Source organism: Streptomyces sp. NPDC005774, from assembly GCF_042871645.1.
Taxonomy (GTDB): Bacteria; Actinomycetota; Actinomycetes; order Streptomycetales; family Streptomycetaceae; genus Streptomyces; species Streptomyces pratens.
This window is the reverse complement of record NZ_JBIAIV010000003.1, coordinates 267,296-287,776: the sequence shown is the minus strand read 5'-3', so window position 1 is coordinate 287,776 and position 20,481 is coordinate 267,296. Positions and strand designations below refer to the sequence as shown.

21 protein-coding genes are annotated in these 20,481 nt (G+C 71.0%); 13 read left to right on the top strand and 8 right to left on the bottom strand.

Annotated elements, in window-relative coordinates:
• The first annotated feature begins 105 nt into the window (after nucleotides 1-105).
• The 5 genes from ACFYQA_RS05295 to ACFYQA_RS05275 all read left to right on the top strand — a co-directional run bounded on the left by ACFYQA_RS05295 (nucleotide 106) and on the right by ACFYQA_RS05275 (nucleotide 5,169).
• A complete protein-coding gene (locus ACFYQA_RS05295; RefSeq protein ID WP_388911751.1) occupies nucleotides 106-1,041 on the top strand; it encodes a cellulose-binding protein in 936 nt (311 codons plus the stop codon).
• Nucleotides 1,042-1,142: 101 nt separating this feature from the next.
• A complete protein-coding gene (locus ACFYQA_RS05290) occupies nucleotides 1,143-2,114 on the top strand; it encodes an ABC transporter ATP-binding protein (protein ID WP_388911748.1) in 972 nt (323 codons plus the stop codon).
• A gap of 2 nt (nucleotides 2,115-2,116) precedes the next feature.
• Nucleotides 2,117-2,887 carry an ABC transporter permease gene (locus ACFYQA_RS05285; RefSeq protein WP_388911745.1) on the top strand — a complete coding sequence of 257 codons (771 nt, stop codon included), beginning with the start codon at nucleotides 2,117-2,119 and terminating at the stop codon, nucleotides 2,885-2,887.
• A 135-nt stretch (nucleotides 2,888-3,022) separates the two neighbouring features.
• Nucleotides 3,023-4,300 (top strand): ATP-binding cassette domain-containing protein, encoded by a 1,278-nt coding sequence (locus ACFYQA_RS05280; RefSeq protein ID WP_388911742.1) that lies wholly within the window; start codon nucleotides 3,023-3,025, stop codon nucleotides 4,298-4,300.
• Complete coding sequence (locus ACFYQA_RS05275) at nucleotides 4,297-5,169, top strand: ABC transporter permease subunit (protein ID WP_388911739.1); 873 nt, start codon at nucleotides 4,297-4,299, stop codon at nucleotides 5,167-5,169. Before ACFYQA_RS05280 ends, ACFYQA_RS05275 begins: the two co-directional genes overlap by 4 nt.
• 45 nt (nucleotides 5,170-5,214) lie before the next feature.
• Here the strand turns inward: ACFYQA_RS05275 and ACFYQA_RS05270 are convergent, their stop codons facing one another.
• Nucleotides 5,215-5,547 carry an ATP/GTP-binding protein gene (locus ACFYQA_RS05270; RefSeq protein WP_388911736.1) on the bottom strand — a complete coding sequence of 111 codons (333 nt, stop codon included), beginning with the start codon at nucleotides 5,545-5,547 and terminating at the stop codon, nucleotides 5,215-5,217.
• A gap of 243 nt (nucleotides 5,548-5,790) precedes the next feature.
• On the opposite strand from ACFYQA_RS05270, the gene ACFYQA_RS05265 reads away from it, so the two are divergent.
• Nucleotides 5,791-6,828, top strand: coding sequence for an LLM class flavin-dependent oxidoreductase (locus tag ACFYQA_RS05265; RefSeq protein WP_386402101.1), 1,038 nt, complete (start codon nucleotides 5,791-5,793; stop codon nucleotides 6,826-6,828).
• An 88-nt stretch (nucleotides 6,829-6,916) separates the two neighbouring features.
• On the opposite strand, the gene ACFYQA_RS05260 is transcribed toward ACFYQA_RS05265, so the two are convergent.
• Nucleotides 6,917-7,309, bottom strand: coding sequence for an SCO5389 family protein (locus ACFYQA_RS05260; protein ID WP_386402103.1), 393 nt, complete (start codon nucleotides 7,307-7,309; stop codon nucleotides 6,917-6,919).
• Between the two features lie 366 nt (nucleotides 7,310-7,675).
• Here ACFYQA_RS05260 and nucS point away from each other — a divergent pair, with 366 nt between their 5' ends.
• On the top strand, nucleotides 7,676-8,347 hold the full coding sequence (nucS, locus tag ACFYQA_RS05255; protein ID WP_332430688.1) for an endonuclease NucS: 672 nt from the start codon (nucleotides 7,676-7,678) through the stop codon (nucleotides 8,345-8,347).
• A 132-nt stretch (nucleotides 8,348-8,479) separates the two neighbouring features.
• Here nucS and ACFYQA_RS05250 read toward each other — a convergent pair whose 3' ends face one another.
• From ACFYQA_RS05250 to ACFYQA_RS05240, 3 genes are all read right to left on the bottom strand, one after another.
• Nucleotides 8,480-11,032: an ATP-binding protein gene (locus ACFYQA_RS05250; protein ID WP_388911732.1), complete on the bottom strand. Its 2,553-nt coding sequence runs from the start codon at nucleotides 11,030-11,032 to the stop codon at nucleotides 8,480-8,482.
• Between the two features lie 283 nt (nucleotides 11,033-11,315).
• A complete protein-coding gene (locus ACFYQA_RS05245; protein ID WP_055593451.1) occupies nucleotides 11,316-11,639 on the bottom strand; it encodes an STAS domain-containing protein in 324 nt (107 codons plus the stop codon).
• A 152-nt stretch (nucleotides 11,640-11,791) separates the two neighbouring features.
• The gene (locus tag ACFYQA_RS05240; RefSeq protein WP_388911729.1) at nucleotides 11,792-12,640 is read right to left on the bottom strand and encodes a 3-hydroxyacyl-CoA dehydrogenase family protein; all 849 of its coding nucleotides are present in this window, start codon (nucleotides 12,638-12,640) and stop codon (nucleotides 11,792-11,794) included.
• A gap of 335 nt (nucleotides 12,641-12,975) precedes the next feature.
• Between ACFYQA_RS05240 and ACFYQA_RS05235 the strand changes: the two genes are divergently transcribed.
• Nucleotides 12,976-13,710, top strand: a complete 735-nt coding sequence (locus ACFYQA_RS05235; protein WP_388911726.1) for a D-Ala-D-Ala carboxypeptidase family metallohydrolase — start codon at nucleotides 12,976-12,978, stop codon at nucleotides 13,708-13,710.
• Between the two features lie 154 nt (nucleotides 13,711-13,864).
• Entirely contained in the window at nucleotides 13,865-14,437 is a 573-nt protein-coding gene (locus tag ACFYQA_RS05230; protein WP_388911723.1) for a cob(I)yrinic acid a,c-diamide adenosyltransferase, read from the top strand.
• Nucleotides 14,438-14,610: 173 nt separating this feature from the next.
• Here ACFYQA_RS05230 and ACFYQA_RS05225 read toward each other — a convergent pair whose 3' ends face one another.
• Together ACFYQA_RS05225 and ACFYQA_RS05220 are read right to left on the bottom strand one after the other, a co-directional pair.
• Nucleotides 14,611-14,796 (bottom strand): DUF397 domain-containing protein, encoded by a 186-nt coding sequence (locus tag ACFYQA_RS05225; RefSeq protein WP_388911720.1) that lies wholly within the window; start codon nucleotides 14,794-14,796, stop codon nucleotides 14,611-14,613.
• Nucleotides 14,793-15,620, bottom strand: a complete 828-nt coding sequence (locus ACFYQA_RS05220; protein ID WP_388911717.1) for a Scr1 family TA system antitoxin-like transcriptional regulator — start codon at nucleotides 15,618-15,620, stop codon at nucleotides 14,793-14,795. Before ACFYQA_RS05220 ends, ACFYQA_RS05225 begins: the two co-directional genes overlap by 4 nt.
• Before the next feature lie 478 nt (nucleotides 15,621-16,098).
• Between ACFYQA_RS05220 and ACFYQA_RS05215 the strand changes: the two genes are divergently transcribed.
• Entirely contained in the window at nucleotides 16,099-16,812 is a 714-nt protein-coding gene (locus tag ACFYQA_RS05215; RefSeq protein ID WP_388911714.1) for an alpha/beta fold hydrolase, read from the top strand.
• A gap of 528 nt (nucleotides 16,813-17,340) precedes the next feature.
• Entirely contained in the window at nucleotides 17,341-17,742 is a 402-nt protein-coding gene (locus ACFYQA_RS05210; protein ID WP_388911711.1) for a hypothetical protein, read from the top strand.
• Between the two features lie 107 nt (nucleotides 17,743-17,849).
• Here ACFYQA_RS05210 and ACFYQA_RS05205 read toward each other — a convergent pair whose 3' ends face one another.
• On the bottom strand, nucleotides 17,850-18,434 hold the full coding sequence (locus ACFYQA_RS05205) for a hypothetical protein (RefSeq protein WP_388911709.1): 585 nt from the start codon (nucleotides 18,432-18,434) through the stop codon (nucleotides 17,850-17,852).
• Nucleotides 18,435-18,586: 152 nt separating this feature from the next.
• Between ACFYQA_RS05205 and ACFYQA_RS05200 the strand changes: the two genes are divergently transcribed.
• Nucleotides 18,587-19,777 (top strand): sensor histidine kinase, encoded by a 1,191-nt coding sequence (locus tag ACFYQA_RS05200; RefSeq protein ID WP_388911706.1) that lies wholly within the window; start codon nucleotides 18,587-18,589, stop codon nucleotides 19,775-19,777.
• Complete coding sequence (locus ACFYQA_RS05195; protein WP_388911703.1) at nucleotides 19,777-20,427, top strand: response regulator; 651 nt, start codon at nucleotides 19,777-19,779, stop codon at nucleotides 20,425-20,427. Before ACFYQA_RS05200 ends, ACFYQA_RS05195 begins: the two co-directional genes overlap by 1 nt.
• Nucleotides 20,428-20,481 lie beyond the last annotated feature (54 nt).

Below are 20,481 nucleotides of genomic sequence, written 5' to 3'. Positions count from 1 at the left end.
AGGGGTGTCATTCTCCGTATCAAACGTGCATCCGCTCGATGACACAGCGCTTCGGCCCCTAGGATTCCCCCTATCACCTCACCGGTCTCATTCGACAGGAACCCCATGAGCGACACTTCCCCCTACGGCTTCGAGCTTGTGCGGCGTGGATACGACCGCGCTCAGGTGGACGAACGCATCTCCAAGCTCGTCTCCGACCGTGACAGCGCTCTCGCCCGCATCACCGCTCTGGAAAAGCGCATCGAAGAGCTCCACCTCGAGACGCAGAACGCCCAGGCCCAGGTCACCGACGCCGAGCCGTCGTACGCGGGTCTCGGCGCGCGCGTGGAGAAGATCCTGCGTCTGGCCGAGGAGGAGGCGAAGGACCTCCGTGAGGAGGCTCGGCGCGCGGCCGAGCAGCACCGCGAGCTCGCCGAGTCCGCTGCCCAGCAGGTGCGCAACGACGCGGAGTCGTACTCCGCCGAGCGCAAGGCCAAGGCCGAGGACGACGGCTCCCGGATCGTCGAGAAGGCGCAGAGCGAGGCCTCGCAGCTGCGGTCGGACGCACAGAAGGACGCCCAGTCCAAGCGTGAGGAGGCGGACGCACTCTTCGAGGAGACCCGCGCGAAGGCCGCGCAGGCCGCCGCCGACTTCGAGACGAACCTCGCCAAGCGCCGCGAACAGTCCGAGCGTGACCTGGCGTCGCGTCAGGCCAAGGCCGAAAAGCGTCTCGCCGAGATCGAGCACCGGGCGGAGCAGCTGCGCCTGGAGGCCGAGAAGCTGCGCACGGACGCCGAGCGCCGGGCCCGCCAGACGGTGGAGACCGCCCAGCGCCAGGCCGAGGACATCGTGGCCGACGCCAACGCCAAGGCCGACCGGATCCGTTCGGAATCCGAGCGGGAGCTGGCCGCGCTGACCAACCGCCGTGACTCCATCAACGCCCAGCTGACCAACGTCCGCGAGATGCTGGCGACGCTCACGGGCGCCGCGGTGGCCGCGGCCGGTTCGCCGGCCGAGGAGGAGAGCGCCTCCCGCGGGGTCCCGGCTCAGCAGACCCGGTAACCGGCGGTTCCGGTTACCGGCCGGAATACGTTGGCTGAACATCGGCGGAGCCCTCTGCCACTGAGGTGGCAGGGGGCTTTGTCCCGTTCTAGCGTGGCGGCATGATCGAACTCGAGGGGCTGACCAAGCGGTACGGCGAGAAGGTGGCGGTCAACAATCTGACGTTCACCGTCAGACCGGGCATCGTCACGGGCTTCCTCGGTCCCAACGGCGCGGGCAAGTCCACCACCATGCGAATGATGCTGGGCCTGGACCGGCCCACCGCGGGTGACGTCCGGATCGACGGCAAGCACTACGACCGGCTCAAGGACCCGCTGAAGTACATCGGTGCCCTGCTCGACGCCAAGGCCGTGCACGGCGGCCGCAGCGCCTTCAACCACCTGCTGTGCCTCGCCCAGAGCAACGGCATCCCCCGGCAGCGGGTGCACGAGGTACTGGACACGGTGGGACTGTCGTCGGTGGCGGGGAAGAAGGCCAAGGGGTTCTCGCTCGGCATGGGCCAGCGGCTCGGCATCGCCGGTGCGCTGCTCGGCGACCCGCGCATCCTGATGTTCGACGAGCCGGTCAACGGGCTCGACCCCGAGGGCATCCACTGGATCCGCACCCTGATGAAAACGCTGGCGGCGCAGGGCCGCACGGTCTTCGTCTCGTCCCACCTGATGAGCGAGATGGCACTGACGGCGGACCATCTCGTCGTCATCGGGCAGGGCCGACTGCTCGCCGACACCTCCATGGCCGATTTCATCGCGCACAACTCGCGCACGTACGTCCGGATCCGCTCCCCGCAGCGGGAGCGGCTGCTGGACGTGCTGCGCGGGGCCGGCATCACGGTCGTGGAGAGCGGGGGCGCGACGCTGGAGGTGGACGGCACCGGGGCGGAGCGGATCGGGGAGCTGGCGGCCCGGCACCGGCTGGTGCTGCACGAGCTGAGCCCGCAGCAGGCCTCCCTGGAGGAGGCGTTCATGCAGTTGACCGCGGAGTCGGTGGAGTACCACGCGCACTCCGACGCACCCGCGCCCTCGCAGCAGTGGGGCGACGGGCAGCAGTGGGGCGACGGCTGGAAGAAGGGCTGAGCATGGCTGCGGCACAGGTCATCCGGTCCGAGTGGACCAAGATCCGGTCGGTGGCGTCCACCATGTGGACGCTCTCCCTGGCGGTGGTCGTCACCATCGCGCTCGGCATGCTGATCTCGGCGCTGTCGGCGAACCAGTTCGACACCATGAGCGCCCGGAACCGGATCGCCTTCGACCCGACGTTCATCAGCTTCGCGGGGATGAGTCTCGGCCAGCTGGCGATGATCGTGTTCGGGGTGCTGGTGGTGTCCAACGAGTACAGCACCGGCATGATCCGCACCTCGCTGGCGGCCGTACCGCAGCGGGGCGGCTTCCTGGCCGGCAAGCTCGGGGTGGCGACCGCGCTCGCACTCGCCGTGGGTCTGGCCACCAGCTTCGCCGCCTTCTTCCTCGGACAGGCGATGCTCGGCGAGCACAAGGCGTCCCTCGGGGACGACGGCGTGCTGCGGGCCGTGATCGGCGGCGGCCTGTACATGACCCTGATCGCGGTGTTCTCGATGGGCGTCGCCACGATGCTGCGCTCCCCGATCCTGTCGCTGGGCATCCTGATGCCGTTCTTCTTCCTGATCTCCAACATTCTGGGCAACGTCGACGCGACGAAGAAGATCGGCCGGTTCCTGCCGGATCAGGCGGGCAGCAGGATCATGCAGGTGGTGCCGCCGCTCGATGACGACACCCCGTACGGTCCCTGGGGCGGGCTCGGCATTATGGTGCTGTGGGTGATCGCGGTGCTCGCCGGCGGCTACCTGGTGCTGAAGAAGCGCGACGCGTAGAAGACGCGGAGGGGCGCGGAGGAGGCGGGCCGGTTTTTACCTCGTCTTGGGCGGAACCGTCAGCCTCTCGATATCCTCCTAACCCTTACGGGGGCGTGCGCCCCCGTTGTCCTGAACCTCTCGATGGGGCGGAGCATGATCGAGGCAGTCGGCCTGACCAAGCGGTACGGCGACAAAACCGCTGTGTACAACCTTTCTTTCCAGGTGCGGCCCGGCGCCGTCACCGGCTTCCTGGGCCCCAACGGCTCGGGCAAGTCGACGACGATGCGGATGATCCTCGGTCTCGACAACCCCACCGCGGGCCACGTCACGATCGGCGGCTATCCCTACGGCAGGCTGCCCAACGCCGCCCGGCAGGTCGGCGCGCTGCTGGACGCCAAAGCAGTGCACGGCGGCCGGTCCGCGCGCAGCCATCTGCTGAGCCTGGCCCAGTTGTCCGGCATCCCGGCCCGCCGGGTGGACGAGGTGCTGGGCGTGGTCGGGCTGCACGAGGTGGCGCGGCAGCGCTCCAAGGGCTTCTCCCTGGGCATGGGCCAGCGGCTCGGCATCGCCGCCGCGCTGCTCGGCGACCCCCAGGTGCTGCTGTTCGACGAGCCGGTCAACGGCCTCGACCCCGAGGGCATCCTCTGGGTGCGCAACCTGATGAAGTCGCTCGCCGCGGAGGGCCGTACGGTCTTCGTCTCGTCCCATCTGATGAGCGAGATGGCGCTGACCGCCGACCACCTCATCGTGATCGGGCGGGGGCAGTTGCTGTCCGACATGAGTGTGAGGGACTTCATCTCCGCGAACTCCGCCGACTTCGCGCGGGTGCGCACCCCGGACACCGAGCCGCAGCAGCGCGAGAAGCTGTCCGCCGCGCTCACCGAGGCGGGCGGCAGTGTGCTGCCCGAGCAGGACGGCGCGCTGCGAGTGACGGGACTGCCGCTGGCCCGCCTGAGTGACATCGCCCACGAGGCCGGCGTACGGCTGTGGGAGCTGTCACCGCACCAGGCCTCGCTGGAGGAGGCGTACATGCGGATGACGCAGGGCGCGGTCGACTACCGCTCGACCGCCGACCAGAAGGAGGGGTTCCAGGAGCCGCTCCCGCCGGGCGCGCAGCCGCCGGTGCCGGTGCCGGGCCAGGGCCAGCCCGGCTGGTACGCCCCGCCGCCCCAGCAGGGCGGTCAGCACTTCGCGGCGGCGCCGGGCGCACCACAGCAGGTCCCGACGAGCCCGTACGGCGCTCCGGGCACCCCTGGAGCGGCTCCGGGCTCTCCAGGGGCCCCGGTGGCCAACCCGTACGCCCAGCCCGTGCCGCAGCCCGGCCCGGGCGCCGCTGTGGCCGCTCCCCCGGCAGCCGCCCCGGCCGCGTCGCCGGCCGCCCCCGCCGGCCCGGCCGGCTCCGACGTGACCAAGCCCGAGGACGCCCGATGAGCACGCCCCAGCCCCCGACACAGCCGGCCGCGCCCGCATGGGAGACGGCGGCGCCCGGCGCCGCGCACCCCGGTTACACCTCGCCTATCCCGGTGGTGCGCACCCACCTCGGGCATGCGCTCGCCTCCGAGTGGACGAAGATCAAGTCGGTGCGCTCCACGATGTGGACGCTGGGCGTGTTCGTGCTGCTCGTCGTCGGTCTCGGTCTGCTGACCGGTCTGGTGGTGGCGAGCACCGACCCGGATCTCGGCGGGGAGAACGCGCTGTCCATGGGCTTCTTCGGCCTGCTCCTGGGCATCATGTGCATCATCACGCTGGGCGTGCTGACCACGGCTTCGGAGTACGGCACCGGCATGATCCGCACGACCATGGTCACCTGCCCCTCGCGCGGCCGGGTGCTCGCGGCGAAGGCCCTGGTGTTCTTCCTGATCGCCTTCGTGGTCACGCTGGTGTCCGTGACGGCCGTCGCGTTCGTGCACGTGACCATGCTGGAGGGCAACAACGCGGACGACCCCACCGGGGGCGAGTGGCTGAAGGCCACCGTCGGCATCTCGCTCTACATCGCGCTGCTCGGCACGCTCTCACTGGCCGTCGGCTCGATCATCCGGCACTCGGCGGGCGCCATCACCCTCATGATCGGCGCCGTGCTCGCCCCGCTGGTGATCGCTATGTTCATGTTCGCCTCCTCGCTGGAGGACGTGCGCACCGCGCTGTTCGAGTACTCCATCCCGAACCAGCTGAGCATCTTCTACGCCAACTCCCTCAGCTCGTCCGGCCCGTCCGGCTGGGACCCGCTGTGGATCATGATCGGGCTCACGGCCGTGGTCCTCGGCGGCGCCTTCGCGCTGCTCGGCAAGCGGGACGTGTAGGCCCGGCCCGGGGCCCCGCCCCGGGCCGCGAGGGCCCGGCGGCCCTCAGAACCTCGGCGCGTTACGGGACCGCTGCACCTGCGTGGTGCGGCGGTCCCTGGCGTTCCAGCAGGCCTTGTGCCAGTGCCGGCGGTCGTCGACCCCCGCGTGCCCCGGCCAGGCCACCACGTGCGGCACCCCGTCCGGAATCAACTGGTCGCAGCCGGGACAGCGGTACGCCTTGCCCTGGGCGCTGGCCCCCGCCACGTGCCGTACGTTCCACTCCTCGTCCTGCCAGCTCTCCGTGGACTGCCAACCGCCGTAGCGCCCGGACCCGTCCTCCTCGGCGCTCCGGCCGGGCGAACCGGCTCCCTTGGCTCGGTTGCGACGCGGGGACACAGGACACCTCACGGGGCTATACAGGATGCAGGGACCGCATCCAGCCTACGCGGGGCGGGGCCGGGTACGCGTACGGAAGCAATCATCACAAGCTTCCCTTCACGGCGGCGCAACACCGGCTCCGGAACCGCCCGTTCTGCAGACAATCCGCAAATTCCCCCTCCTCGCCGTGTCCTCGGCACGTGTCAGACGGTTATGCCCTGCGGGGGAGCTCCGTGTCGGAGCCAAGGAAGCAGGAAAGTGATGCGCGTTGGAAGTTTCGTGTTGGGCGCCCGGTTCCCCGGGCAGGGCGAAGGGGAGGCACTGCACCGAGCGGTCCGTTGCGCCGAACTGGCCGAGGAGGCCGGGCTGGACGCGGTCTGGCTGGGCGAGCACCACTTCGTGCCGTACGGCACCTGCCCGTCGGCGATCACCCTGGCGGCGTTACTGCTCGGCCGCACCCGCCGCATCCGGGTCGGGACGGCGGTGAGCGTGCTGCCCACCGTCCACCCGGTGGCGCTCGGCGAACAGGCCGCGCTGCTGCACATCACCAGCGGCGGACGGTTCTCGCTGGGCGTCGGGCGCGGCGGGCCGTGGGTCGACCTGGAGGTGTTCGGGGCCGGCCTGAAGGCGTACGAGCGGGGCTTCCCCGAATCGCTCGATCTGCTGGTGCGCTGGCTGCGTGAACCGTCCGTCGCGGCCGACGGGGAGCGGTACCGCTTCCGTGAGGTGCCCGTCGTCCCGCGCCCGTCGGAGGCTCTCACCGAGGCCGCGGGTCCCGAGGTGGTGGTCGCCTGCACCTCTCCGGCGAGCGTGCGGCTCGCCGCCGAGCGCGGGCTGCCGATGCTGCTCGGCATGCATGTCGGGGACGAGGAGAAGGCCGAGATGGTCGCCCTGTGGCAGCGGCACGCCCGCGCGTGCGGGCGGCCGGTACCGGAGGTCCGCCGCGCGTCCCACGTGTCGGCCGGTGTCTGCCAGATCGCCGACCGGCGCACCGACGCGGCGGAGTCGCTGCTGAAGGCGATGCCCGGCTGGCTGCGGCAGGGGCTCGGGGCCCATGTCACGGTGGACGGGCGGGAGCGGCGGATGCGTGACCCGCTGGCCTACACCGAACTGCTCTGCGGGCTGCACCCGGTGGGCACCCCGCGACTGTGCGCGGACCGGCTCGCCGCGACCAGCGAGCGGACCGGCATCTCCCGGTTCGCGCTGCTCGTCGAGGGTTCCGGCGACCTCGCGGCGACCGAGGAGAACGTACGGCGGCTCGGCTCCGAGGTGATCCCCCAACTCGTCGACGGGTCCTGAACGAGTCGGAGGTTCGATGATGGCTTGCCGCCCCGGTACGAAAACCGTACCTCCCGCGTACGGGACGGCAAGCGACCGACGTGGCGCGTCAGCAGTCGCGCAGCTCCGGCGACTGGTTCAGCAGTTGGCCCCGGACCGAGGTGAACTTGGCCAGCCTCTGGTCGACCGAGGAGTCCAGGGGGAACACGGCCACCCGGTGGCAGTTCTGGAAGGCCAGCCGGACACCGAAGTGCCGCTGCAGCGCTCCCCGGATCGCGTCACTCGCGAGCGCACGCAGCAGCTGACCGCGTGCCTGCTCGTCCGGCGGGGGCGTCTGGTTGTCGGCGAACTCTCCGCCGTCGACCTTCAGCTGGGCCACCAGGGAACTGATCATCTCCCACGCGTAGGGCAGGGAGGTCCGGACGCAGTCGACGAAGTCAGCTTCGTCGACCTCGCCTCGCTCGGCCTGTTCGAGTAGGGCCGGTGAGACGTCGAGCGACATGGGTTCTCCTCTCGCACCCCCGCGGTGCGGGGGTTGCCTGACAGATACGGGAGCTCGCAATTTCCGACACGCTACGTGCATACATCGCGACCTCCCGTTCAATACCGTAAGCAACGGAACGTGACCGCACCAGGCGAATCCCCGGATGTGGAACTTCCTGTAGGCCGGTAATCGGCCATCGCCGAACACGTGCTTTCCAGGAGATACAGGACGCGTCGCGAGGGTCTCGAGGGGCTCCTGTGAGTCGGCCGCGAGGGCTGTGCGGCGGCTGCGCGGGACCTGTCGCGGCGCTGCGCGCGTGCGCCGGCGGGGTGCCCGCGAGGGCGAATCGCATCGACCCCGGCCCGTCGAGTAGCGTTGCCGACCATGCGTCTCGTCATTGCCCGCTGCTCCGTGGACTACGCCGGGCGGCTCACCGCGCACCTGCCCTCGGCACCCCGTCTGATCCTGGTCAAGGCGGACGGCAGCGTGTCGATCCATGCCGACGACCGGGCCTACAAGCCCTTGAACTGGATGTCGCCGCCCTGTGCGCTCAAGGAGGGCACCGGCGACGAGGAGGGGGTCTGGACCGTCGTCAACAAGGCGGGCGAGAAACTCATCATCACGATGGAGGAGATCCTCCACGACTCCTCGCACGAACTGGGGGTCGATCCCGGCCTGATCAAGGACGGCGTGGAAGCGCACCTCCAGGAACTGCTGGCGGACCGTATCGAAACGCTCGGCGAGGGCTACACCCTCATCCGCCGCGAATACATGACCGCCATCGGACCCGTCGACATCCTCTGCCGCGACGCCGAGGGACGAACCGTCGCGGTGGAGATCAAGCGGCGTGGTGAGATCGACGGCGTCGAGCAGCTCACGCGCTATCTGGAGCTGCTGAACCGCGATCCGCATCTCGCCCCGGTACGCGGTGTGTTCGCCGCCCAGGAGATCAAGCCGCAGGCCCGGGTGCTCGCCACGGACCGGGGCATCGGCTGCCAGGTCCTCGACTACAACGCGATGCGGGGCATCGAGGACGACAAACTGCGCCTGTTCTGACCGTTGCCGCGGTGCCCGGCGTCACGGCGTGCGTCGCCACGGCACGCGCGAAGGGCCGGATTCCTCCCGGGAGTCCGGCCCTTCGCGCGTACGTCCGTCGGAGCACCGCCCCCGGCGGATTGCCGTCGTCCCTCAGATCACCGTCGTGCCGGAGCCGCTGGGCGTGCCCGGGTCGTCGTTCTGCGGGGCGCTCGCCGTACTGCTCGCCTCCGACTCCGTCTCGGCCGGGGTGGAGGGGGCGGGGCCGCTCGCCGAGTTGGACGTCTCCGGCGGCGTGGGCTCCTCGGTCGGCTCGGTCGGCTCCGTGGGCTCGGTCGACGGGTCGGTCGGCGAGTCGGTCGGCTCGGTCGGCTCGGTCGTGGGATCCGTCGGCTCGTTGGAGGGCGGCGGCTTGGTGGACGACGTCGGCGGCTTGGTCGACTTCGTCGGGCCGGTACCGGTCGTCGGGTCGTCCGGCTCCTTCGTGCCGCTCGGGTCGTCCGAGGACTCACCCGACTCGGTGGCCGTCGGCGTCGGGTCGTCCGAGGTGCCGAGGGTGCCGTCCGGGCCGGGATCGGTCGGCCGGCTGGTGGCGTCGCCGGTGTCGCCGTTCTCGTCGGCCCGCGGGTCGGCGCCCAGACTGCCGTCGTCGATGCCCTGGCTCGCGGACGGGTTGACGCCGACGTCCCCCGACGGGGTGCCCGTGTCGCTCTCCGAGGTGGCGCCGAGGGTGACCACCGTGCCCAGCACGGCGACGAGCAGCGCGCCCGCGCCGGCCGCCACGAGGTTGCGCCGGGCCAGGCCCTTGAGTCCGCCGACCACCCGGTACGCGGGCGCGGGCCTGGGCACGGGCGCGGTGCGGTGGACGATCAGCCCGGTGTCGGCGGGCGGCTGGAGCTCCGGGAAGGCCGTCGGCAACCCGCGGGGCGGAGACACCGACTCCTCGTAGTGGACGTCGGGCACCTCCTCCCCCACGGTCGGCAGCAGCGCCATCGGGATGCCCGAGAGGTCGGCCACCAGGGCCAGCGCGCGGCGTCCGGCGACGGTGCCGCGCTTGTCGGCGAGGGCCCCGCGCAGGCCGATGGAGGCCTCCAGCTCGGCGCGGGCACGGTCGAGGTCGCCGGTGCACAGGGCGTGGATGCCGAGTTCGTGGTGGAAGTAGGCCTCCTCCGCCACGTCCCCGGCGTGCAGGGCGGCCTCGACGCCGGCCCGCAGCGCCCGTTCCCAGGCGCTCCAGTGCAGGCCTGCGGCGAACGCGGGTGCCGCGGAGCGGGCCAGCTGCACGACGGTGCTGGGCTCGCCCTCGCCGATGGCCGAGGCGAGCGGCGACAGCAGGCGGAGCGCGGCGAGCACGGCGTCGGCCTCGGCGCAGACCCGCTCCGGGGTGACCGAGGGGTGCCCGGTCCACCAGGCGTAGTGCTGGGCGGCGGTACGGGCCTGTGCCTCGATGTCGTCGGTGTACCCGGCGGCCTCCAGCTGGGCCGGCACACCGGCGGCGAGCCGGTAGCGGGAGCCGACGGCACAGACCAGTCCGCAGGCGGCCAGTTCACCGAGAGCGGCGTCGGCGTGGGTGTCGCCGACCAGCGCGGGCAGGTGTGCCTGGTGCGGGAGTTCGCCGCCGAGCGCGACGGCGAACCGCAGGGTGGCGCGGGCGGAGGTGCTGAGCCGGGAGGCGAGCAGTGGGGCGGGGGCGGCCGCTTCGCCGAGCGAGGGCAGCGGGATCTCGTCGCCCTCGACGGCGCCGTCGGGCAGGTTCTCGGGCGGGATGTCCTCGAAGACACCGAACTCGTCGACGGCGCCGGCGCCGACGCGCAGCCGGTCGCGCTGCCGCAGCAGGGCGCCGGCCTGGACGAAGCGCAGCGGCAGGCCCTCGGACTCGAACCAGAGGTCGCCGGCCCAGTTCGACTCGTCCTCGGTGAGGTGCCGGCCGACGGCGTGCTCCAGCAGTTCCAGGCCGGCCGCGCGGTCGAGGCCCTCGAGGGTGATCTCCTCGATGCCGGAGCCGGCGGACGGGGCGGGCACGTCCGGGGTGGCGCCGAGCAGGAAGGCGCACTCGGGGGTGGCGTCCAGCAGTTCGTCGAGGGCGGCGCCGCCGAACCCGAGGTCGTCCAGGACGACGACCGCGCCGACCTCCCGCAGGCAGTCGGCCAGTTCGTCCCGGCCGGGGCGGTGCAGGGGCGCGCCGTGGACGGCGTAGAAGAGGTCGTACAGCAGGTCGTCGCTGCTGCGGAGGTGGCCGTTCAGGCGGACGACGCCGTCGGGGGCGAGGTCCGCGCAGTCCTCGGCGACGGTGTCGAGCAGCCGGGTGCGGCCGGATCCGGCGGGCCCGGTGAGGAGCACGGAGCGGCCGCGGGCGAGCAGCCGGGTCAGCTTCTCGCGCTCGTCCTGACGGGCCAGCAGCGGCAGCACGGGCTGCGCGGATCCCGGCGGGACGGGCGGCTGCGCGGCGCGGGCGGTCTCGGCGCGCTCGGCCTCCGTCAGCTTCGCCGGGCGGGCGGGCCGCTCGGCGGGCGGGCAGGGCTCTATCTCGCTGCCGTCGACGGGGTTGACCGTGAGCAGGAAATCACCGGAGACGAGCTGCACCGCGCGCGCGAGCGCGGGCGGTCCGAAGTCGGATGCGAGGGGATCCCTGGGCGGGCGCTGGCGCGGCGCGTGCCCGTCGCCGTCGCGACCGTACTCCTCGGGTCCCGGGTTGTTCGGGTCCATAGGTCCTAGCCCCCCAAAAGCGTTGTGTGCCTGGGTCCTGTCGCCGGACTTCCGGCGTCGCTGCACACCGCGCTGTCGCTTCTGGTCCGGTCCCGCTCGAGGGTTGCAAGGCGGCGGGCAGCCGAACCCTGAACCTTCGCTCAGTATCTACGACAGCTCGGGGTACCGGGCGGTCCGGGACGTCACGGTCTCGTGAGGATTGTGCGCGCGTCGCACGGTTCGCCGAGGTCGGCCCGGGTCCGCCCGTCCGTCCTGTCCCGGCCGGCGGCTCCCGTCCCACACCTCATACACGGGGCAGCGTATCCACCCCGATGCCTCCTTCGATCGCCAGGATCCGGTGCAGCCGGGTGGCCACCAACAGGCGCTGCATCTGCGGCGGTACGTCGCGCAGCACCAGACGCCGGCCGCAGCGGCCGGCACGTCGGTGGGCTCCCATGATCACGCCGAGTCCGGTGGCGTCCCAGGAGTCCAGTTCGGACAGGTCCAGCAGCAGGTCGCCGACTCCGTCATCGACGGCCGCGTGCAGGACCGTACGGGCGTCCGCCGCGCTGCGGACGTCGAGGCGGCCCCCGACGACCAGCTCGGCGTGGTCGCCCCTGATGTGCATATGCGCTCCCCGGTGCGTGCGTCTCGTGCTCCACGTTTCGTGATGCCGGTGATGCAACCTCTGACTGTGTGGAGCCCGCAGAGGTTGCCCCGTGTAAGCAAACCGATACCGAATTCACCCTGTCGTGTGACCGACCGGGGTGTTCGAGGTGATCAGTACGTGTAGAAGCCCTGCCCGCTCTTGCGTCCGATGTCACCGGCGTCAACCATCCGGCGCATCAGCTCGGGAGCGGCGAACTTCTCGTCCTGGGACTCGGTGTAGATGTTGCTGGTGGCGTGCAGCAGGATGTCCACGCCGGTCAGGTCCGCGGTGGCCAGCGGCCCCATGGCGTGACCGAAACCCAGCTTGCAGGCCAGGTCGATGTCCTCGGCGCTCGCCACACCCGACTCGTGGAGTTTCGCTGCCTCGACGACGAGGGCGGAGATGAGACGGGTGGTCACGAAGCCGGCCACATCGCGGTTGACGACGATGCAGGTCTTGCCGACCGACTCGGCGAACTCCCTTGCGGTGGCGAGGGTTTCGTCACTGGTCTTGTAGCCGCGAACCAGTTCGCACAGCTGCATCATCGGCACCGGCGAGAAGAAGTGGACGCCGACGACCCGCTCCGGACGCCGCGTCGCGGCCGCGATCTTGGTGATCGGGATGGCGGAGGTGTTGGAGGCGAGGACGGCGTCGTCGCGCACGATCCCGTCCAGGGCACGGAAGATCTCGTGCTTGACCTCGAGCTTCTCGAAGACCGCCTCGACCACGACATCCGCGTCGGCGCAGGCGTCCAGGTCGGTGGTCGCGGTGATCCGGGCGAGGGCCGCGTCGACGTCGTGGGCCTCGAGCCTGCCCTTGCTCACGAACTTGTCGTACGACGACTTGATCCCGTCGGTGCCGCGCGTGAGCGCCTCGTCGGTGACGTCGCGCAGAACGACGTCCCAGCCCGCCTGGGCGGAGACCTGGGCGATTCCGGACCCCATGAGGCCGGCCCCGATGACGGCGAGCTTCCGTGCCACTGTGCGACTCCCCTTCGAAACGCTCACGCACTGTTCATGTCTGTTACTCGCGGACATTAGCGTTCGCGAGCGGGTGTGTGAGGGGTTAGTAATGCGTGTCACGTCTCACGCCGTGAGACACCCGTCACGCCCGAGGACCGTACCGTTCCCGACTCCGGCGCCGCCCCCGGCCGGTGACGGACCGCACGATCCGCTCACCGAACCTCCCCGTCGTCAACTCCTCGGATTCACCGGTGCATTGTTGACGCGCGTAGCTGCGTGGCGCACGCTGGTCGACGGTCGCCGTCCAGCCGGCGACACCACCTCGTCCACCGACCGACGGCCGGGAGGTCATCATGCTCAGACGCACGGCACGCACCCTTCTCTCAGTTGTCATGATCATGGCGGGTACGGTTCTCGGTGTGAGTGCCACCGCGGGCACGGCGCACGCCGACGACTGCTACACCTGGAACCGCTCCCTGTCCCAGGGTTCCTCCGGCGCCGATGTGACCCAGCTGCAGATCCGGGTCGCGGGCTGGGTGACCTCGGGCGAACGGCTCTCCTACGACGGCCAGTACGGCGCCCGCACCACCGCCGCCGTCACGAAGTTCCAGGCGGCCTACGGGCTGGCCGCGGACGGCGTGGCCGGACCGGCGACCTACAACAAGATCTACGCGCTCCAGGACTCCGACTGCACACCGGTCCACTTCAGCTACGCCGAACTCAACAAGTGCAACTCCACCTGGTCCGGCGGCGCGGTCCCGGCGGCCACCGCCAGGGCGAACGCCCTGAAGACCATGTGGAAGCTGGAGGCCATGCGGCGCCAACTCGGTGACGTGCCGATCACCATCTCCAGCGGCTTCCGCTCCTACGCCTGCAACAACGCTGTCGGCGGCTCCTCGACCAGCCGTCACCTCTACGGCGACGCGGCCGACCTGGTCGGCTCGCCGAGCTTCTGCACCCTCGCCAAGCAGAGCAGGACCCACGGCTTCTCGGAGATCCTCGGCCCCGGCTACCCCGGCCACAACGACCACGTCCACGTGGCCCACGACCCGTCGCCGTACTGGTCGGCCCCCACCTGCGGGATCTGACGGACCGGTCCGGCGCACCGGCTCCGGACGGCACGAGGGGCGGACCCCGGCGGGGGCCCGCCCCTCGTGCCGTCCGGACCCGCCCGCCCCTTCATGGTGTCCGGACCCCTTGCCGCCGTGCGGTTCGCGCCGGGGCACAACTAGGGTGGGCCGCATGGTCAATCTGACGCGTATCTACACCCGGACCGGCGACCAGGGCACCACGAACCTGAGCGACATGAGCCGGGTCCCCAAGACCGATCTGCGGATCTCCGCCTACGCCGACAGCAACGAGGCGAACGCGGTGCTCGGCACGGCGATCGCCCTGGGCGGCCTGGCGCCGGAGGTCGTCGAGGTCCTCACCCGCGTCCAGAACGACCTGTTCGACGTGGGCGCGGACCTGTCGACGCCTGTTGTGGAGGACCCGAAGTATCCGCCGCTGCGGGTCGAGCAGTTCTACGTGGACCGGCTGGAGGCGGACTGCGACCGCTTCAACGAGCGGCTGGAGAAGCTGCGCTCGTTCATCCTGCCGGGCGGGACGGCGGGCGCCGCCCTGCTCCACCAGGCGTGCACGGTGGTCCGCCGTGCGGAACGCTCCACATGGGCCGCGCTGGAGGCGCACGGCGACACGATGAACCCCCTCACCGCCACCTACCTCAACCGTCTCTCCGACCTCCTGTTCATCCTGGCGCGCATCGCCAACAAGGAGACCGGCGACGTGCTGTGGGTGCCGGGCGGCGAACGCTGACGCCCGCCCTGCTCCCGGGGAGCAGGGACAGGTCCTCCACACCAAGTCCAGACGGTCGTACACGTCGCCGAACCGAGCGTCGACCAGCGGCACGGAAGCCGTCGCCGCCGTCAGCCCGTGTGCCCGGAACCGAGTGGTTCCTGATCACACAGGCCGATGGCGGCACCCGTCGTTCAGCCCTCCGCACATCCGAGGAAAGCACCCCAGGCGGAAAGGGAGACCGCGAACCGGGGACCGTCCGTCTGCTTGGAGTCGCGTACGTGCACGACTCCGGGGGCGAACGCGACCTCCACACAGCTGTCGCCCTCGGATCCGCTGTAGCTGCTCTTGAACCAGTCCAGCTCGTTGACGGTGTTCATAGCGCTCCTCGCATCCTCTGCAACAACTCCACCGAGTCCGCCGGGGACAGGGCCTGCGAGCGCATCTTGGCATAGCGCATCTGCATCACGCTCACTGCTTCCCGGTCAGAAACCAGCTGCCCGGTCTTCTGCCCCTCCGCGTACCCGACCCACTGGCGTTCCGGGGTCTCCAAGAGTTGCATCGGCCCGTCCGTGCCCGCGTGGTACGGCTGCCGCTGCGGCATGATCTGCAGCTCCACGTTCCACGGTTCCGTGCAGGCGAGGAGATGGCCGAGCAGCTCCCGGGTGACCTCCTCGCCTCCCGTGTGCCGCAGCAGCACCGACTCCTCGACGATGAAGCTGAACGCGATGGGCGGTGTCCGGCCCAGCAGGTCCTGCCGCACCCGTCGCGCGGCGATCCGCTGCTCCAGCTGCTCCTCGGTGGGCGGGGGCGGCACGTTGAGCATGACCGCCCGGGTGTACGCCTCGGTCTGGAGCAGTCCGGGCACCACCCGGCACTCGTACGTGCACAGACCGACCGCGGTCTCCTCCAGCCGGGCCCACTCCCGGAACCACACCGCCAGCCCCCGCTGCCGCCCGACGTGCCGGGCCATGGCCCGCAGCACCCCGAACGCCTCCAGCTCCTCCTCCACCCGCTCGACGAACGCCGCGGTCGGCATCCTCCGCCCCTGCTCGACCGAGGCGACCGAGGCGTGCGAGTAGTTGAGCCGTTCGGCGAGCTGTTCCTGGGTGAGCAGGGCCCTTTCCCGGAACGTCTTCAGGGCCGCACCGAACGCCTTGAGGCTGTCGGACGACTCGACTGCTGTACTGCTGCTGTTCGCCATGGACGACGACCCCCTTGTCGCGCTTGCGGCACACCGTGCAGCCGTACAACGGCAAGACGGCCGGAAGCGGTTACGCGCAAGTCCCAGACAGACCCCGTACAGGACGACGTGTACGGGCCACGCTGCCCACCGGCCGCCTCCCCCGACCGGCAAGCAGACGCCATTTCTCGAGAGTGGCGGGAAGAGGGCGCAGGTGCGGCTGACGGGGCTCGGCAACGAGGGCTTCTGTGGGAACCGGTACCCGGTTGCTGGTCGATCCGGCGCCGGGGCAAGGCATCGATCCCCAGGGCGTTCAGGCCGGGCGACCGGGCGCTCGGCCAAGGCGCGAGGGTGTCCCTGCTGGTGGTGCAACGACGTGGTCGGCTATCGAAGTCGGGCCGTGCCGTGTGGCTGAGGTCCCGGGACACTGACCGCATTGGTGGTACGGCCGCCGGTGAACGCCGGTCCTCCGTCAGGCCTTACCGCATATCCTCCGGACATGGTTGATCACCGCTCGGTCGACGTGGGAGGGATTCGGCTGGCCTACCAGGTGTCGGGTCCACCGGACGCTCCGCCGCTCGTCCTGATCCACGCGCTGGGCGAGGATGCCAGCGACTGGGAGCAGGTGGCGCCCGCCCTTGCCCGCAGCCGACGGGTGTACGCCCTCGATCTGCGTGGGCACGGTCGAAGCGACTGGCCGGGGGACTACTCCCTCGAACTCATGCGGGCCGATGTGCTGCGGTTCCTGGACGCGCTGGGACTGGACCGTGTGGATCTGATCGGGCATTCCCTGGGCGGGATCGTGGCCTACCTGCTCGCACAGGACCATCCGCAGCGGGTGAGCCGACTGGTTCTGGAGGACGCACCGGTGCCCCGTCCCCGGGAGCCGAGCACCCCGGCCAGGCCGGACGGCGCCCTGACCTTCGACTGGGAGATGGTGCCGGCCGTCAGGCGGCAGATCGACCAGCCCGATCCCGGGTGGCTGGAGCGGCTCAGCCAGATCACCGCCGAGACCCTCGTGCTGGCCGGCGGCCCGCGCAGCCATGTGCCTCAGGACGGCGTCGCCGAGTTGGCCCGCCGCATCCCCGGCGGGCACATGGCCACCATCCCGGTCGGGCACCTGATCCACCACGCAGCGCCGAAGACGTTCACAGAGGTGGTTGCGGCGTTCCTGCTGACGGAGGAGAACATCCGCCCCGCCCGCCAACCATGATCCGCGCGATCACCGGCCGTGACGCGGGGCGGGCCGCCCGGCGCCCCACCCGGTCCGTACACGGCACCGAACTGGTGCTCGCCCGGCAGCCTGCCCGCTGATCACCCACCAGCCGAACCACCAGGCCGGCACGCCCGAACCTCAATCGCCGACCGGGTCGTAAGGGATCTGGAGGTGGCCTCGCGGGTCGGGGACAGTCGTGCTGCCCGGCGGGCGTGAGATCGAGTGACGGTGCACCGGGTCTCGCCGGGGGCGGCCGGCTGTTCGTGCGGGCGGTGTGCCGCGACCGCCCGGCGGGCCGACGGCCTCGACATGTGCGCTTCCGAGGCACTCGCCCATGCCCCGGGGACGACACACCGCCCCAAAACCGTGAGCACTTCGGCCACATCCGTCCTGATGCCGCTCATCCGAGCGCTTACGTGACACTTCCCGTCGACTGCTCACGGTTTTCGGCAAGGCACCCGCCTCCGGCCCCGCAGCCACGGGGCCGCGGAGATCCCCTGCACCACCCCAGGGCCCGCCTGTCCCGTGTACAGCGACAGGGTTGACGTGGGGAAGTTCCTCAAGGGCTGTGCCCGGACCGGGATACCGGGGTGGGACCAGGAGAAGGCGGAGGACTGGCTGAAGGAGTCCATCCAGCAGGTCGACACGCTCTGCGCCAAGGAGCACAAGCCCGTTGTGGGGCCGATGTTCGTCTTCGACGGGGTTTACGCGGTGCTGCGGAAGTCCGGCTCAACGGAAAACCCCGAGGGGGCTTGCGACCTCTCGGTGTCGGGCGGGGGGCATTGCGGAGAACTCGTAGCCCCGCACGTTCCGCCGCATGGGATGTCCCCCGCTTCTGCGGGGACATCCTCGTCGAACGACACGGTCGGGGCCCATATCCACCGCACCTTTTCGCGCTCGTGCCCGCACGAACGAGGAGGCCGGTGATACCCGAAGCGCTCGGACCTCACCGGCCGGACCGTCGGCTGTCCCCGCTGCCGGCGCTTGCCGTTGACGGTCTCCGAGATCTTCCACCGGTCAACGCCGGCCCCCTTTCAGCGGCGGAGGTTCTCCTTCGCGGTGGCGGGCTCTTTCGCCTGCGTGCCCGCCGGGGCCTTCTTCGGCCAGAGCCGGTACGTCAGGGCGATCAGGCCGTGGATGCCGGCGGCGCGCCAGGCGATGAAGCGCCAGCTCTCCAGGGAGCCCACCCGGCTCGCGTCGCCGACGTACCAAATGGCGAGCTGGAGCAGGACGGTGGCCACGGCGGCCCCCGCCAGCGTGCCCAGCCACACCCTGGTCTCGTGCCGGGCGCGGGCCATGCCGTAGCGGGGCGGGCCGGCCGGCTTCGGGGCGCCGCCGAGCCGGTGGGCGGCGTGGCCGTCGAGCCACTTCACGGTGCGGTGGCCGTGCCCGACGGTGTAGCCGATGTAGAGCGCGGCCAGACCGTGCGCCCAGCTCGGCTCGGCACCGTTCTTCAGGTCCAGTGCGGTGGCGACCAGCAGGACGACCTCCAGCAGCGGTTCGCACAGCAGCAGCGCCAGGCCGGTGCGCGGCATCCTCAGCAGGTAGCGGAAGGCCAGTCCGGCGGCCAGCAGCACCCAGAAGCCGATCTCGCATGCGGCGATCAAGGCGACGATCACGGTTCTCTCCTCTCGGTCCCCCTTCCAGGCTCCCGTGCGGGGCGGCCCGGGGCGTCGTCGCCACCGATGAACTCGCGGTACATCGAAAGATGCAGTCCAGGACCGTCCGCGGGGATCAGGCGCCGGGTGTGCGCACCGTGTTGGATGGTGCCATGGCCGTACGACTGCCCCGCCCGCCCCTCTTCGACGTGGGGGTCGCGCTCGCCGGACTCGCCGGCGGGCTGCTGCTGTGGGGCTTCGGGCTGGGGGTCCGGCCGGGCGACGACCCGACCGTGCTCTTCGACGGCCGCGGGCCGCTCCTCGTGCCGCTCGCCGTGACCGCCGGCTGCGAACTGCTGCGCCGCACCGCCCCGCGGACCGCCCTGGCCGTCGGCACCCTTGCGCTGGCCGCGGACGTCATGACCCGGGGCAGCATCGCCACGATCGTGATGTACACGGACCTGATGTACGCCGCCGTCGTGTACGGCACGTCCGCCACCGCCCGCCGTCTGCCGTGGATCACCGGCATGTTCACGATCGCGGCGACGCTGGTTCCCTACGCCGTGTGGCGGGTGCCGGAGGCGCTGCTGTTCGGACTGGTCGTCGGCGCCGTGACGTTCACGCCGGCGTCGACCGGCCTCATCGTGCGCAACCACCGCGACGCCGCCGAGGCCGCCCGGCTGCGGGCCGAACAGACCGTGCTGCTCGCGGAGATGGACCGCACCCAGGCGGTGACCGCGGAACGTGCCCGTATGGCCCGCGAGTTGCACGACGTGGTCGCCAACCACCTCTCCGCGATCGCCATCCATTCCACGGCCGCCCTCTCCCTGGACGACCCCGGCACCTCCGAGGAGGCACTCGGCGTGATCCGGGAGAACAGCGTGCAGGGACTGTCCGAAATGCGACGGCTCATCGGCATCCTGCGCGACGGGGAGGACGACCGGGAACCGGTGGCGACCCCCACGCTCGACGGCCTCGGCGCCCTGGTGGAGGGCGCCCGCGCCAACGGCCTGGACGTCACCCTCGACGCCACGTACAGCGACGTCCCCGCATCGGTGGAACTCGCCGCGTACAGGATCGTGCAGGAGTCGCTGACGAACGCGTTGAAGCATGCCGCGCCGGGCGAGGTCACCGTGTGCCTGCGCCGACCGGCCGATGCCCTCGACATCCGGGTGACCAGTCCCCACGACGGCCGGGACGCCCCGCGCGCGCCGGGTTCGGGGGCCGGTCTCGTCGGCATGCGGGAGCGGGCCGCCCTGCTGGACGGCACGTTCGAGGCCGGTCCAAAGAGCGGTCCGAAGGGCAAGCTGTGGGTGGTGCGCGCCACCCTCCCCGTCACCGACGTCGTGCAAGGAGACACCTGATGATCCGCGTCCTGGTCGCCGAGGACCAGTCCGCCGTCCGCGCCGGGCTGGTGCTGATCCTGCGCAGCGCGCCCGACATCGAGGTGGCGGGCGAGGCGGCGGACGGTGAGCAGGCGGTGGCGCTCGCCCGTGAGCTGCGGCCGGACGTGGTGCTGATGGATGTGCAGATGCCCCGCCTGGACGGGGTGTCGGCCACCCGGCAGGTGGTCGAGGAGGAGCTCGCCGACGTGCTGGTGCTGACCACCTTCGATCTCGACGAGTACGTCTTCGGGGCGCTGCGGGCCGGCGCCTCGGGGTTCCTGCTGAAGAACACGGAGGCGAAGGACCTCATCTCGGCCGTGCGCACGGTGGCTCGCGGTGAGGGGATCGTCGCCCCTGCCGTCACCCGGCGGTTGATCGCGGAGTTCGCCGCGAAGCCCGCCCGGGCGTCCACGGCCGATCCGGCGGTGCTGGACTCCCTCACCCGGCGCGAGCGGGAGGTACTGGCCTGTCTCGGCGAGGGTCTGTCCAACGCCGATGTCGCCGAGCATCTCGAGATGGCGGAGGGCACGGTGAAGACGCACGTCAGCCGTCTGCTGGGGAAGCTGGGTCTGCGCAGCCGGGTGCAAGCGGCGGTGCTGGCTCAGGAGTTGGGCGTCCATGGGTCATAACGGCTTGGTGGTCCAGACCTATTGACCCGTGGTCCAGACCTTTCTATCCTCACG

What these genes read in the sequence shown, in the direction of transcription:
- ACFYQA_RS05295 (WP_388911751.1), top strand. Translation starts at nt 106, where the DNA reads ATGAGCGACACTTCCCCCTACGGCTTCGAGCTTGTGCGGCGTGGATAC.
- ACFYQA_RS05290 (WP_388911748.1), top strand. Translation starts at nt 1,143, where the DNA reads ATGATCGAACTCGAGGGGCTGACCAAGCGGTACGGCGAGAAGGTGGCG.
- ACFYQA_RS05285 (WP_388911745.1), top strand. Translation starts at nt 2,117, where the DNA reads ATGGCTGCGGCACAGGTCATCCGGTCCGAGTGGACCAAGATCCGGTCG.
- ACFYQA_RS05280 (WP_388911742.1), top strand. Translation starts at nt 3,023, where the DNA reads ATGATCGAGGCAGTCGGCCTGACCAAGCGGTACGGCGACAAAACCGCT.
- ACFYQA_RS05275 (WP_388911739.1), top strand. Translation starts at nt 4,297, where the DNA reads ATGAGCACGCCCCAGCCCCCGACACAGCCGGCCGCGCCCGCATGGGAG.
- ACFYQA_RS05265 (WP_386402101.1), top strand. Translation starts at nt 5,791, where the DNA reads ATGCGCGTTGGAAGTTTCGTGTTGGGCGCCCGGTTCCCCGGGCAGGGC.
- ACFYQA_RS05260 (WP_386402103.1), bottom strand. Translation starts at nt 7,309, where the DNA reads ATGTCGCTCGACGTCTCACCGGCCCTACTCGAACAGGCCGAGCGAGGC.
- nucS (WP_332430688.1), top strand. Translation starts at nt 7,676, where the DNA reads ATGCGTCTCGTCATTGCCCGCTGCTCCGTGGACTACGCCGGGCGGCTC.
- ACFYQA_RS05250 (WP_388911732.1), bottom strand. Translation starts at nt 11,032, where the DNA reads ATGGACCCGAACAACCCGGGACCCGAGGAGTACGGTCGCGACGGCGAC.
- ACFYQA_RS05245 (WP_055593451.1), bottom strand. Translation starts at nt 11,639, where the DNA reads ATGCACATCAGGGGCGACCACGCCGAGCTGGTCGTCGGGGGCCGCCTC.
- ACFYQA_RS05235 (WP_388911726.1), top strand. Translation starts at nt 12,976, where the DNA reads ATGCTCAGACGCACGGCACGCACCCTTCTCTCAGTTGTCATGATCATG.
- ACFYQA_RS05230 (WP_388911723.1), top strand. Translation starts at nt 13,865, where the DNA reads ATGGTCAATCTGACGCGTATCTACACCCGGACCGGCGACCAGGGCACC.
- ACFYQA_RS05225 (WP_388911720.1), bottom strand. Translation starts at nt 14,796, where the DNA reads ATGAACACCGTCAACGAGCTGGACTGGTTCAAGAGCAGCTACAGCGGA.
- ACFYQA_RS05220 (WP_388911717.1), bottom strand. Translation starts at nt 15,620, where the DNA reads ATGGCGAACAGCAGCAGTACAGCAGTCGAGTCGTCCGACAGCCTCAAG.
- ACFYQA_RS05215 (WP_388911714.1), top strand. Translation starts at nt 16,099, where the DNA reads ATGGTTGATCACCGCTCGGTCGACGTGGGAGGGATTCGGCTGGCCTAC.
- ACFYQA_RS05200 (WP_388911706.1), top strand. Translation starts at nt 18,587, where the DNA reads ATGGCCGTACGACTGCCCCGCCCGCCCCTCTTCGACGTGGGGGTCGCG.
- ACFYQA_RS05195 (WP_388911703.1), top strand. Translation starts at nt 19,777, where the DNA reads ATGATCCGCGTCCTGGTCGCCGAGGACCAGTCCGCCGTCCGCGCCGGG.